This window comes from Neobacillus muris (genome assembly GCF_943193175.1).
In the GTDB taxonomy this organism is placed as follows: domain Bacteria; phylum Bacillota; class Bacilli; order Bacillales; family Cytobacillaceae; genus Neobacillus; species Neobacillus muris.
Genome location: NZ_CALPDF010000008.1, coordinates 1 through 13,716, shown reverse-complemented (window position 1 = coordinate 13,716; position 13,716 = coordinate 1). Strand labels below are relative to the sequence as shown.

The following is a 13,716-nucleotide window of genomic DNA, read 5'->3' as shown; positions in this document are numbered from 1 at the left end:
GATAAAATGGTTGAAACATTAACGGCAAAAGATTTTTCTAACGGAAATGCTCCTACCTGGTGTCCGGGCTGCGGAGACTATGGGGTATTAAGGGGGATTCAAAGTGCTCTTGCAAAATTAAATATTCAACCCGAAGATTCGGTCCTTGTTTCAGGAATTGGATGCAGCGGTAAAATATCACACTATTTTGGAGGATATTCCATCCATACAACACATGGGCGGACCTTGCCAACGGCATTAGGAATCAAATCGTCCAGACCGGAGTTGACGGTAATTGCGGCGGGTGGTGATGGGGATGGATATGGAATTGGGGTAGGTCATCTTGTCCATGCTGCAAGGAGGAATCTGCCTGTCACCTATATTGTCATGGATAATTCTGTTTATGGAAATACAAAGGGCCAAACTTCTCCAACCAGTCCTTTAGGATATGAATCATCGACTTCACCAGAAGGAAATCTGGACCAGCCGATTAATCCTCTTTTGCTGGCGTGGTCTTCCGGGGCTACATTCATTGGTCAGGGATTTTCAGGAGATATAAAGCATTTGGAGGATCTCATCATCAAGGGTATCCAGCATGATGGATTTTCTTTAATCAATGTTTTTAGTCCCTGTGTTGTTTTTAATAAGGCGCAAGGTTACGACTTTTATAAAAATATTATAACGTATCACGAGCGTCCTGCTTCATCTCCTCAAGACTTAGTATCTTTAATTGCTGAAAATCCATTTAGTGCTGGTGTTCTTTGGCAGAGACAAAAAGACAATACCAGATACCATAAACAGAAATCGGAAGAGCCTGATTTGCTAACCTATTTAAAGACTAGAATTGTATAAATCTAATAAATGGAGTGAGAGAAATGGAAGGCAGAATCTATGAGTATCTAGAAAAATACAATTATGAAAATCTATTCTTTTTTAATGATAATGAAACAGGCTTAAAGGGTGTCGTCTGCATACATGACACCACTCTCGGGCCGGCGACAGGCGGTCTAAGAATGTGGACCTACCAAAATGAGTGGGATGCTATCGAGGATGCCCTTAGGCTGGGCCGTGGCATGACTTATAAATATGCCGCTGCCGGAGTTGACTTAGGCGGCGGAAAGGCGGTTATAATCGGTGATCCCAAAAAACAAAAAAGTGAAGCATTGTTCCGGGCATTTGGGCGCTTTATTAACCGCTTAAATGGACTCTATATAACAGGGCAGGATGTTGGTACCACATTACGAGATATGGAAACCATCCGCTTGGAAACACCATATGTCGTAACACTCCCGAGAGAGTTTGGGGGAGCAGGAGAAATCGCACCTTATACAGCCTTGGGGGTATACCAGTCTATTAGGGCATGTGCGAAGGAAAAGCTGGGAACAGATAAGCTGGATGGGGTGCGCATTGCCGTTCAGGGTGTAGGGAGCGTGGGCTATCATCTTGTTAAATATCTTGCTGAAGAGGGAGCCGTAATAACAGTCGCAGATATAGATGAGAAGAAAGTAAAACAAGTAGCAGAAGAATTTGGTACAAATATAGATTCAGTAGAAAGAATTCATGCATTAGAAGTGGATATATTCTCTCCTTGTGCTCTCGGGAAAGTGATTAACGACCACTCTATTGAAGAATTGAAATGTTCGATTGTGGCAGGATGTGCTAATAATCAGCTGGCAGAGGAAAAACATGGCGATTTCCTGGATGAATTGGGGATTTTATATGCTCCTGATTATATTGCCAATGCAGGAGGAACCATATTTGATACCGATCGAATTAAGCCAGGCGGCTTCAATGAACAAAGAGGAGCAAATGCAGTTAAACGTATCTATGAAACGATGACGAATATAATTGAAATTTCCAAAACGGAACATATCCCGACCTATAAAGCAGCAGATCTGCTTGCAGAAAGAAGAATTGAAAGTGTTGGAAAGGCGAAACAGTTAAGAAAACAAGTATCTATCTTTAATTCTTAATTTCTTGGGGGTGGCCAAATTGCGTTTAAAAGATAAGGTGTGTATTGTGACAGGGTCAAGTATGGGAATTGGTGAAGCAATAGCGGAAAGATTTGTACAGGAGGGTGCGAAAGTCGTAGTCAATTCAAGAAGTCAAGAACGAGCTGATAAGGTGGCAGCTGTTTTGAGGAATAAGGGATACGATGTAAGTGGGATTGGTGCCGATATGTCTAATAAGCAATCTGTAATAGAATTGATGGAAAAGACAGTAGAAAATTACGGTAAGATTGATGTTTTGGTCAATAATGCGGGGGTAAACCGAATTGGACCTTCCATGGAATTAAGTGAAGATGACTGGCGGACTGTTCTAGATACGAATCTCACTGGAACCTTTTTTGGAGCGCAAGAGGCAGCAAAGTATATGCAAGGTAATGGAGGATCCATTATCAATATCACATCTGTTTACGGGCAGGTTTGCGTCCCAATGAGGGCTGCTTATAGTTCAACAAAATTTGCCCTAAATGGATTGACAAAAGTTCTCGCTGTGGAATGGGCTGAGAATAATATACGGGTGAATGCAGTGGCACCAGCCTATATTAAAACTCCATTGGATGAAACAGATCAGGAAGCTGGAGGCTATGGAGATGAAGATGTCATTAGACGTACACCACTGAAACGCTTTGGATCAACAAAGGAAGTGGCTGATGTTGTTTTATTTTTGGCATCAGACGAATCAAGTTATGTTACTGGTTCGATTTATAATGTTGACGGCGGTTGGACCGCTTATGGCGGTTGGTAAAATGATAAGAGATTCATTTTTTATATAGAAAGGAACACCATTCGTCTATAAAGCTGTCTCTGCGGGTACCTTTCAATTTTCCTTATATCCAATGAATTGGTAAACAAATAACTTTCTTGATAAAGCATCTATACTCCTCCAAAAGAATAGATGCTTTATTCTTAAATAATGCCCCGAAAAACTCCTAAGATTGTTCATTTCAAATGTTAAGAAATCTAATTTTAAACTTTTTAACAAACACCAATGGATTTTTCATTATATCCTTCCCTAGCATTGACAACATGCTCATTAAATTTCCTAATATTTACTTGGTAAGTGAACAGACAAAGAAATTAGAATAACATATCATCGTTAAATGTGATTTAACGAATCTAATGATGAATGTTGAAGATTTATAGTCATTTTCTATGAAAAAAATTATAAAAGGGAAGTGAAAATGGTATGGATATGGTTGTTTTGGTCGAACTTATTTTTTACTTTGTGGTCATGATAGGAATCGGTGTTTTTTATAGCCGAAAAGAACTAGGGTATGACGACTATCACCTTGGTGGGAACAAAATTCCGGGCTGGGCTTTGGCCTTTTCAGAAAGATCAACTGAAGCCTCTGCCTGGCTGCTGCTGGGGGCAACTGGATTTGCTTTCTCAACAGGTCTTTCCAGCATATGGCTGTTTGTGGGGATGTTAATAGGAATTATTGTTTCATGGTTATTTTTGGCTAAAAAATTTATGGAAGAGAGAATCAAGTATAACGCTCTCACTCTCCCAGATTATTTATCTGCCAGATTTCCTAAATATGCAAAATGGATTCGAGCAATTGGTGCCATTATCATTGTTCCTTTCTTTACCCTCTATGTTGGGACCCAGTTCGGCGGAACGGGAAATACATTAGAACAGACAATGGGGATTGATCCGGTGTGGGGGATTCTTATTGTAGCCGTTGTTGTTATAGTATATTCATGTTTAGGAGGTTTCTTATCCGTTGTTTGGACAGATACAGTTCAAGCGATATTAATGGTCCTTACACTTGCCGTACTGCCTATAGTAGCGTTAATTAAAATTGCGGCATCTGATTTATCGATTAGCGATGCGCTTATTCAAGCAGGTAATGGAGCGGATTCTTGGACAGGCGGTGTTTCAGGTTTTGCAATAGGGCTTTTGATCTATACCAATCTTTCCTGGGCGTTGGGTTATTTAGGTGGGCAGCCGCATATAAGTGCCAGATTTATGGCATTGAAAAATGACAGGGACGCGAAAATCGGTAGAAACACCGCTATTATTTGGGGGATATTAGCATATGGCGGTTCTTTTTTAATCGGTATAACTGGTTTGACCTTGTACGGTTCAGGCAACGTAGATAACGTTGAAATGATCTTACCAATGATGCTTACAGATTTACTTCCAGGTTGGCTTGTTGGGATTCTACTAGCAGGTATTCTTGCAGCAATTATGTCGACTGCCTCTTCACAATTATTGGTTGTGGCAAGTTCTATCAGCGAGGATATATTGGTGAAAATCATAGGAATGAAGTTTTCGGAGAAACAACTTTTACTGATTTCCCGTCTCATTGTTTCGGTAGTTGGAATACTTGGTCTAGTCATTGGTCTCATGTCAAAATCTTTAATTTATGTTGTAATTGGCTGGGCCTGGGCAGGAGTTGGGAATAGCTTTGCGGCCGCTATACTTCTAACTTTCTTCTGGAAACGAATGTCTGGTGCAGGGGTGCTGGCTGCGCTGTTAACGGGTTTTATCAGTACGATTATCTGGATTAATACGCCTCTTGAGGGAATCGTTACGTCTCGTGGAGCAACCTTAGTTCTTGCCCTATTAGCTGGAGTGGTGGTAAGTTTGGCGGCTCCAGATAATAAAAAAGATATGCCTTCAAAGAACTTAAAGGAGGCAAATTTAACTTAAAAAAATGCCTGATTATTTTTAGTCGGGTGTACCAGTCCAAGACTATTATGAATCTTTTAAATTGTAATAGGAAGCTGCGAAATATGACAGCTTCCTATTACTTTGTTGTAAAGGAACCTGAAAACTTCTCCGATAGTATGGCTGAAAAAAATATTTGAGTTCCATCAAATAAAATACCGTACAGCAAACTATTGCACTGTACGGCTACAATCTCTAGAATTAGTGGGAATTCTCTGTGGGGAGTTATGTAAACCCAGGAAAAATAGGCTGATCCCCGTCAATGCTTGGATTTTTTTGTGAGGACTCAAACTATAATTGAGAGGATTTTTGAAAAAATTGGTCAGGTCCGATAAACTCGGACAGTAATGTACCTAAATGGAGATCATTCAAACTTGATTTCAGAGGATAATGTTAAAATACTTATAGCAGGAAAAAAATTTTCAACTTAAAAGGACAACATATTTTTGGTGGGAAACCACAGTCTTATTGTTCTCATAACTTCGACCAGAGTAATTTTCAAGGATTTCTACGATAACAGAGTTCTCACCGACTTTTTCCACCTTGCCCTTTATTCCATTCGTTGAGACGATATTATCCCCAACTCGCGCTCTTTTCAAATCCATAAAAACCACTCCTTACCTTAGAAGTCAGATTTCTAATAAATCAATGATTACTTGGAATTTTAAAGGGAAAGCCATTTTTTGTCATAAAAATTGTGAGGAATTCTGACCCATTTTTTGGTTGCAACATATATTAGTTTTATCATAAAGCAAGGAAGTGGGTGAACGGGTTGCACCATTTTAAGGGGGGGAATTCCGAATATAATCAGTTGCCCAGCCATCAGCAGCCTTATACAAATCGAGATGATTACACAATGACGGTAGAGGGGAGAGGGATGGTAACAGCAGCACCCGACCAGGCTCTGCTATCTATTGGTGCGGTCACAAATGATTTAAATCTGCAAACCGCTCAACAAGAAAATACGTCGATTATTAATCGAATCATTGGTGCCATTAGACAGGCAGGAGTGGGAGAGGATGACATAAAAACGACTGTTTATTCCGTGAATCCGAGATATGACTTTGTGGAGGGAAACTCCATCTTCCGTGGTTATGAAGTAGAACATCAGCTTCAAATTACAGCGAAAGATTTAACGAAAGTTGGAATGATATATGATATAGCTATACAAGGAGGAGCAAACCGAACAGGAACAATCCAGTTTCAAAACTCACATGCCGACTTACATTATCTTCAGGCATTAACCATGGCGGTTCATGATGCATTCGCTAAAGCACAGCAAATCGCCCTTACAATTGGGGTAAGTTTGATCCGCATTCCACTAAGAATCACTGAAAACCCTCAATTATTCACACCCGCCGGCGTTGAAACATTCGCATTTGCGGCAAAAGGGCCAGCCGCTCCTATTGAACCTGGAGAAATGACAATAAACGCTAGAGTTTACATTGTTTTTCAATACAATCTATAGCCGTTTCATGATTGATAAACACAAAAAGCGTGACCTGCCACGGTAACAGGCCACGCTTTTTTATCTTTTATTCCTTTGTTTGCTCAACATTTTGAGCGACACTTTTTCCATTCAAAAACACATTAAGTGCCTGTATATTTTGATCGAAGTCTACTACCAGCACGTCGCCAAGCCCTTGCTCCCTTTTATTCTCAAAACTGCCGTCCTCAGGAATGCGTATAGTTTCTATACCACTGCTTTTCTTTGTTACAATGTCTTTTCCAATCGTTAATATGGACGAACTATCCATATTTGTATCGATATATTTATTCATTAGTGTTAATAGCTTAGGGAGTTTTACCACACTTTGCAGGCTAACAGCTTCATCTGTTAATTTTGACAGGACTTCTTGCTGCCTTTGAATCCGGCCAAAGTCACTTAAACGATCGTGGCGAAACCGGACGTATCCAAGAAGCTCTTTGCCATGAAGTGTTTGCTTGCCTTTTTCTAACTTCGTATCTATTCCATAGGACATATCATAGGGAATTTCGACTTCAATACCATTAGGAGCGAGGAGGTCGACCGCTTTTTCAAATCCTTTAAAGTCTACTACCGCATAATAAGGAATATCGAGCCCAAAATTGTTCTTAATGGTTTTCCTCAGTAATTCCGTGCCTCCAAACGAAAAGGCCGCATTTAGTTTTTGCTGCCCATGATTGGGTACCGGGACCATCATATCCCGCATCAATGAGATAAGTTTTATCTTATGTGTTTGAGGGTCATAATGGGCAACCATGATTGTATCGGTACGGGCTTGTTTTTCTCCCCGTGAATCACTTCCTAATAAAAGGACATTGATGGCTTCTGGTTTCTGTTTTCCCTCCACTTTTGCAAGCTCCTCGCTGCCGGAATGGAAGGTCCCTTCTATGTACTGAACGATTTGAATAAGACCTGTTATAAAAATACCTAGGAGAAGCAGGGCACCGAAGACCCTCCTCCATCTTACTCTTACTCTATTTTTTCTTGATCTTGCCAATTTTTGCACCACCTAAAACTAAATCAATCTATTTGAAGTATGAAACCTATTAAATTATGAAGTTTAACTTAAAAGACCCCTTGAAATAATAATTATCCCATAATTGGTTTTCATTTTATTTAATATCACATTACATTTTAGTCAATTTCTGATTACAGGTTCATTTTCGAGTACTTACAAATACAGTTAGAAATAATTTTACGACATTTTTCGAGGAAATAAAAGTCATTAAGAATAGGTTAGGCAATATCAAAAAGATTTTTTGTATTAGTTCATATCTGGTATATAAAAAAACTGTCAAAATATATTGTTTTAATATTCTGTAAAATATATACAATTGTGGATTTTATATGGTATATTCTAAGCAGTGAAACGAAAGGAGATTTTGAATGAGAAAGAAATTCCGTCTAAATTTAGTGATCCTTTTTCTAATGCTTTCCTTCTTGCCAATACAGATGAAGGTTAATGCAGAAGAACCAGTTGTAGCCCAGTTGAACAACCGTGGTTTTAAAGAAGCAGTTGAGGTGGGCGCAGGGGCATCAGATGTGGCTCTTACCAGTGCTGTATTTGGAAAAGAAAATGGCAGGGATGTGGCCTATGCGACAGCAAATGGAGGCAAATTTAATGTAGTAGAGTTACAGACCAATAAGCTTTTGTTTTCAGAACAACTAGGAGAAGTGACTCAAGTTTGGTCACATTCCCTTGCACCAGATGGAACAGTGTATATGGCTGCTTTAGCAGCCGGAAACGAAGGGGAGTTATGGAGTTATACTCCTAGTACTCGAACCGTGAAGAAAATAGGAACCCCGGCCGCAGGACATCAGCTTTGGAGCAGTGCTGTTGACGAAGAAGGCAATGTGTATGTGGGGACCTATAAAGAAACAGATGGCAGAATCATTCAATATAAGCCTTCTACTGGTGAATTTGTGGATTTTGGGAAAGTGGATGACGGGGATGGCAGTTATGTTCGGTCAATGGCATACCACGATGGATACCTTTATGCAGGTTTGGGTGTTACGGGGAAGGTATACCGAATCAATGTTCAAACAAAGGAAAAAGAGGACATTACCAAAAATGTCCCGGAGTTAATCGGAAAACCGATTGAACAAGTGAAATTTGCCTATGATATGGCTGTTGCAGGGAATTATTTATTTGTCCGATTTGATGATGGACAAACCAATACTTTATTGTTTTATAATTTGGCAGAACAAAGATGGATGGACAAAAAGCTGACGAAATTAAATGATGGTTCAGCAGATGATTTCGGAGCCTTTGGGTTTACACAGCTTCCTATTCATGAAGATAAAGCGTATGTCATTTACAATCGCTACATCACTGAAGTTGATCTAAATACCCTAGAGTTAAGAAATACCGGATTCAATTATCCAGCAGGGTGGCGCGGCGGTGCCATTGTCGACCTTGGCAGAACAGATCTTCCTGGATTGTCGCTGGTAACATTAAAGCGAACCGGCCAAGTGCTGGCAGCCAACTTTGAGAAGAATCTTTTGACGGAACTCCCAACCGTTATGGAAGCGAAACCATTATTGTTACATAACCTAGGGAAAGGACCTGATGGCAATCTGTATATGACGACCTATCCGGGCGGACCGAAAGGAGCACAATATAACCCGAAAACGAATTCTTTTGTGTCTTATTCGCAAGGGCAGGCGGAAGGCATGGCAGCTGGAAACGGGACGGATATGTATTTTGGCATTTATCCAGGTGCGTCCATTCAAAAAATGAATACAGAAACATTAGAACAAGAAACATTGTTTAATATCAAAGACACTTATGAGCAGGATCGTCCTTATATAATGAAATTTATCGAAAATAGGCTGTTCATTGGCACGATACCCGATTATCAAAAATTAGGAGGGGCTTTAACGATCTATGATCCTGTCTCTGGAAATCGTGAGACCCATCGCAATATTGTGCAGGATCAGAGTATTGTAGGACTTGCCTATAAAGATGGGTTACTGTATGGTTCCACCACGATCCGCGGCGGTTTGGATATTCAGCCAGCCGCATCGAAAGCAAAAATGTTTGTTTGGGACGTTGCTGCAAAGAAAAAAGTAACGGAATTTGAATTGAATATCCCTGAATTGGATCAACCGCCAATGATCAGCGGACTGACATTTGATCAGGATGGTCTCCTATGGGGCGCAGTCGATGGCATTCTTTTTGCTATGAATCCCAAAACCTATGAGATTGTCAAATATAAAAACTTTTATCCTGAAGTGAAAAACCGTGGAATGTGGCGTCCGGTTCATATCTTGTTTGGAAAAGACGGACTATTGTATACCGATCTTGCTGGAAAATTAACGGTGGTAGATCCTCAATCTACTGACTTAAAACACGTCACACTCATTACCGCAGCTCCTGAGGTTGACTTCTTGGCCCTGGCAGAAGATGCAAACGGAAATGAAAATATCTACTTCTTAGAAAATGGGACAACCGTCCTAAAGATGGTGCCGGTCATTGATGGGGGAACCGTCGTTCAGCCGCCTCCAGGTCCGGTAACGGAAGTCGTTTCTGTTCCCATCAACAATGCCAGTTTTGAGGAAACAGGACCGGAAGGGGATGTCCCTGGATGGTCTTCCTTGTTTGGAAATTTCACTCCTAATGTTTCCTTTGAGGTGAGCGAAACGAGAAGTAAAACGGGAAAAAACAGTTTGAAGGTGGTGGATCAAGCACAAAATGAAACTGTTTTTGCACAAACTAATTTAATCCCTATCGAGGAGGGCGTTGAATACACGGGAAGCGTCAACCTATTTTTGGAGGATGGCAGCGCAAGTTTCTTCCTCCGGTATTACGATGAAGCAGGTAATCAGGTCAACAAGGATACGGATGGCGTAAATATCATTCATGTACGCAGCGGCCATAATGAGTGGCAGACAGTAACAGCTAAAGTCGTGGCACCAGAAAGGGCAAAGTTTGCTAGGTTATTCGCTGGGACATCCAATTATTTTACGACCAGTGGAGCATATTATGATGACTTTAAACTGACATTTGAGAGAATCGTGGAACCAGAGCCTGAAAGGATAACTGTGCCAGTTGATCTCAAAAATGCTGGATTTGAAGCTGCTTTAACGGCTGGAGCTATTCCCGGCTGGTCACTCCTGAATAGTGACTTAGCATCCGGGACAAACTATGAGATCAGCCAATCGCAAGCTAGTAAAGGCAGATTTAGCTTAAAAGTAGCGGATACTGCTGCATCCGGATCCATCTATTTGCAAAGCGATCCGCAATCAGTCATCCCTGGGACAAAGTATACAGCTGCTTCTGATGTTTATTTAGAGGATGGCAGAGCAAGCTTCTTCATGCGCTTCTTTGACGCAAGCGGCAATCAGGTCGGCGGTGATACCGCATCCAGCTTGGTTCATGTGACAAGCGGCTATAAACAATGGCAAACGGTCTCAGCAAATGCGGTTGCACCAGAAGGGGCTGTAACAGTAAGGTTATTTGCAGGTGTTTCGAATGCTTGGACGACCAATGGAGTTTATTATGATCACTTAACCTTATCTTATGAAAGAGAAGTCCAGCCAGGTGACCCAGAAGATCCAATGGATCCAGAGAAACCTGTCACATATCAATGGGTTAAAAAAGGAGCAAAATGGTATGTAAAACCATCAGAATCTGGTGAACCGGTAACAGGCTGGTTCCATGAGGACGGATACACCTATTTTCTAAATCAAAATGGCCAAGCAAAAACAAGCTGGCTGCAAAAGGACCATCAGTGGTATTACTTTGACGATCATGGTGTCATGCAAACTGGCAAGGTGCTCATTCATAATCAATGGTACGTTTTTTCTGAAGAGGGGATCCTAGCAGATCAACCGGGGAAGTAATCAGTTAGGTCATTAAAATATCCCTGGCTTTTCATTGGCTGGGGATATTTTAATGACCGATACGGCTGAGAAGGATAGATTACTAAAGGCAGCTCTCATAAACATTAAACTGAATTTTCGAATAGTAAACTTGAAACTTCACCGCTTTTCCTGTACGATTTTAATAAACCAGTTATACACCAGTCTTATATAGGAGTCGTTTGTTGCTGCAGTGAAATAGATAATCTATTTTGAAAGGATTAGGATCATCATGAGCGGAAAGAAAAGTCGCGATGTCTTTAAAGAACAACTAAACAACCTAGTCTTAACTTTAAGACAACGAATTTTAAGCGGGGAGATCGGTATAGGGGAATATCTGCCTTCAGAGCTGGTATTGGCTGAACAGTATGGACTGAGTAAAAACTCTGTACGAAAAGGGCTTGAGGAGCTTGTTGAACAAGGGCTAATTGTCAAGAAATCTCGAATTGGAAACCAGGTTATTTCAAATCATACCTTCGATCAAACCATTCTTCGGGTAGGTTATTATTCTTCTTTAGTCAATGAAGCTCAATATCTTGAATTAATCCATAAGTTTGAACAAAAACTTCCTTCGATCAAGGTTCAGACGATTACTTTGCCATATGATCATTATCAACAGACTGTTCATGATTTTTTTCAAAATGAACTAATTGATGTTGTCACTATTAATCATCAGGATTTTTTAGATTTTGCTGAGCCTAGCAATGTGTTTGAGGAGCAAGAGCGAGATAACGGGATATACCCATTTTTGCAGCGGCCCTTTGAGTCATTCTCCAATAAAAATAAAGTGCATGTTCGTCCGTTTGTCTTTTCACCTATTATTTTGTGCTATAACAAGGGGCATTTCGATGAAAGCCAGCTTTCGTACCCTGATAGCGGCTGGAGCTGGGACGAGGCATTAAAAACAGCCAGATCTTTCATGAAGGATCACGGCAAAGCCTGCGGACTTTACTTTCATCCTCTTTCCATAAATAGATGGCCGATTTTTATGCTGCAAAATCGTGTATGGTTTAAACGAGATTCATTAGGGAATATTAGCTTCCCAGCCGATAGAATGCTAGAAAGTGCCAGTTTCATCCGAAAGATTTTTGATGAACAAGGGATTTCCCATTCTTTTTTATCAGATAATGACCGGGACGCTGAAAAGCTATTTGTTGAGGACCAGGCTTCGATGATTGTTACCTCCTATTTCAGTTTAAATGAGATTAGAAAGCATCCAGTTGAATATGATATTGCGCCTTTACCTTACATAAAAGACCCAGGTTCCTTGTTATTAATAATTGGTCTGGCAATCAATAAGCACACGAAAAAGAAAGAAGCAGCAAAAAAATTTGTGGATTTTATGTCGGGTGAATCAGCTCAAGAAGAAATTCGCACTACAACCCTAAGTATTCCTGCAATGAAGCGGGTTGCGGAGAAATCAGATGGGGAAGTAGTTTATAAGCCATCCAGATTCCATTTATTTAGGGAAATCATTCCGACTTTTAAGCTTTTCTCAGACCTTGGGTTAAATTCAAAGGATATATTAAAACTGCGAAATGAATTGCGCATTTTTCTTTCAGATTTTATGGACGATAAAATTTTCCTGCAGCGGCTAAAGACAAAATTATCTCCTATTCAAGTGACTAAAAAAATAGAATGAAATGAATGATACGTCTGCGTCGATGAAAAACTGTACCAATAAATACAAGTTGGGAGTAGTCACAGGACTATTCCCAATTTTCATTTTTATTGGTCCAAGAAAGAAACTCACAAACTTTCAATCCGCACATTTTTCTGAAAAGGGTGTTCTTTATAATTGAAAGCGCATACATTATTAATGGATGAATGGAGGTGATTCCTTTGATATATATTTATGGACATGATTTCATCAAATATTTAAATGATGACAGTTCAGGTTTATTAACATATGATCAATGGAAAAGTAAAAACAGCCATCAAGCTGCTGATTCTTGCATTTCATGTGGAAATGCCAAAGCACCGAAATATACTAAGGGACATTACTCGCTATCAGCTCATAATAAAAATTTATGTTAATTACATTTGTGCTATTATGAAATAGAGAGAAGGGAATATAAGAAATAAGAGCAGTCCACCAAGGGCCGCTCTTGTTTTCATTCCAAGTATTTTTAATGTTGGATCGAAGTCCAGCATTATTTTGGCCTTATTTTGTTCTTCCTTTGCCTTTGTGATCCTCACCATAACGTAATTGGCCAGAATCAATCTCACCTTTGTCTTTAGCCCTTTCTCCGCCTAAACTTACATTAGGAAAGCTCTTTGTTTTTTCATCCATTGATTTCACCTCGAAATAATCATAATTTGCCGAAGCGTGTTTTAACTGAAGAAACACCATTTCGGACGGCAGTTGAAGATACATTGATAATATCCCCGTTTAACCTTTAATCATACGGAAAGTGGAATGGCGGGGTAATGGTCTTGGGATGAAAGGAAGGTACGAAAAAAATACTATTGTATTATATAATCTTTAGTGTTATGATAGGTAAGTCGTTCTTGACAGAGAGAAATTGTTCTTTGAAAACTAAACAAACAAATACGTCAACAATAAACATTCGTTTCTTTTTGAAACGAAGCCAACGTTATTTTTATGAGCTATATCAAATTCATCTTTTGTGGAGAGTTTGATCCTGGCTCAGGACGAACGCTGGCGGCGTGCCTAATACATGCAAGTCGAGCGGATCTTTGGGAGC

Annotated in this window: 10 protein-coding genes and 1 rRNA gene; 8 read left to right on the top strand and 3 right to left on the bottom strand. The window is 40.0% G+C overall.

Annotation, left to right across the window (positions count from 1 at the left end; translation table 11 throughout):
- Window positions 1-6 precede the first annotated feature (6 nt).
- The 4 genes from NFS43_RS08030 (at window position 7) to NFS43_RS08015 (ending at window position 4,641) form a co-directional block, all read left to right on the top strand.
- Complete coding sequence (locus tag NFS43_RS08030; RefSeq protein WP_251551125.1) at window positions 7-831, top strand: thiamine pyrophosphate-dependent enzyme; 825 nt, start codon at window positions 7-9, stop codon at window positions 829-831.
- A 23-nt stretch (window positions 832-854) separates the two neighbouring features.
- A complete protein-coding gene (locus tag NFS43_RS08025) occupies window positions 855-1,952 on the top strand; it encodes a Glu/Leu/Phe/Val family dehydrogenase (RefSeq protein WP_251551124.1) in 1,098 nt (365 codons plus the stop codon).
- Between the two features lie 19 nt (window positions 1,953-1,971).
- Window positions 1,972-2,730 (top strand): SDR family NAD(P)-dependent oxidoreductase, encoded by a 759-nt coding sequence (locus tag NFS43_RS08020; protein WP_251551123.1) that lies wholly within the window; start codon window positions 1,972-1,974, stop codon window positions 2,728-2,730.
- Between the two features lie 441 nt (window positions 2,731-3,171).
- The gene (locus NFS43_RS08015) at window positions 3,172-4,641 is read left to right on the top strand and encodes a sodium/proline symporter (protein ID WP_251551122.1); all 1,470 of its coding nucleotides are present in this window, start codon (window positions 3,172-3,174) and stop codon (window positions 4,639-4,641) included.
- A 440-nt stretch (window positions 4,642-5,081) separates the two neighbouring features.
- Here the strand turns inward: NFS43_RS08015 and NFS43_RS08010 are convergent, their stop codons facing one another.
- Window positions 5,082-5,264 (bottom strand): DUF2187 family protein, encoded by a 183-nt coding sequence (locus tag NFS43_RS08010; RefSeq protein WP_338150595.1) that lies wholly within the window; start codon window positions 5,262-5,264, stop codon window positions 5,082-5,084.
- A gap of 206 nt (window positions 5,265-5,470) precedes the next feature.
- Here NFS43_RS08010 and NFS43_RS08005 point away from each other — a divergent pair, with 206 nt between their 5' ends.
- The gene (locus NFS43_RS08005) at window positions 5,471-6,127 is read left to right on the top strand and encodes an SIMPL domain-containing protein (RefSeq protein ID WP_251551121.1); all 657 of its coding nucleotides are present in this window, start codon (window positions 5,471-5,473) and stop codon (window positions 6,125-6,127) included.
- 67 nt (window positions 6,128-6,194) lie between these two features.
- Here the strand turns inward: NFS43_RS08005 and NFS43_RS08000 are convergent, their stop codons facing one another.
- Window positions 6,195-7,151 carry an LCP family protein gene (locus tag NFS43_RS08000; RefSeq protein WP_420910309.1) on the bottom strand — a complete coding sequence of 319 codons (957 nt, stop codon included), beginning with the start codon at window positions 7,149-7,151 and terminating at the stop codon, window positions 6,195-6,197.
- Between the two features lie 380 nt (window positions 7,152-7,531).
- On the opposite strand from NFS43_RS08000, the gene NFS43_RS07995 reads away from it, so the two are divergent.
- Entirely contained in the window at window positions 7,532-10,990 is a 3,459-nt protein-coding gene (locus NFS43_RS07995) for a hypothetical protein (RefSeq protein WP_251551119.1), read from the top strand.
- 250 nt (window positions 10,991-11,240) lie between these two features.
- On the top strand, window positions 11,241-12,650 hold the full coding sequence (locus tag NFS43_RS07990) for an extracellular solute-binding protein (RefSeq protein WP_251551118.1): 1,410 nt from the start codon (window positions 11,241-11,243) through the stop codon (window positions 12,648-12,650).
- 522 nt (window positions 12,651-13,172) lie between these two features.
- Here NFS43_RS07990 and NFS43_RS07985 read toward each other — a convergent pair.
- Entirely contained in the window at window positions 13,173-13,385 is a 213-nt protein-coding gene (locus NFS43_RS07985) for a hypothetical protein (RefSeq protein WP_251551117.1), read from the bottom strand.
- A 250-nt stretch (window positions 13,386-13,635) separates the two neighbouring features.
- Here NFS43_RS07985 and NFS43_RS07980 point away from each other — a divergent pair.
- A 16S ribosomal RNA gene (locus NFS43_RS07980) occupies window positions 13,636-13,716 on the top strand; the annotation flags it as partial.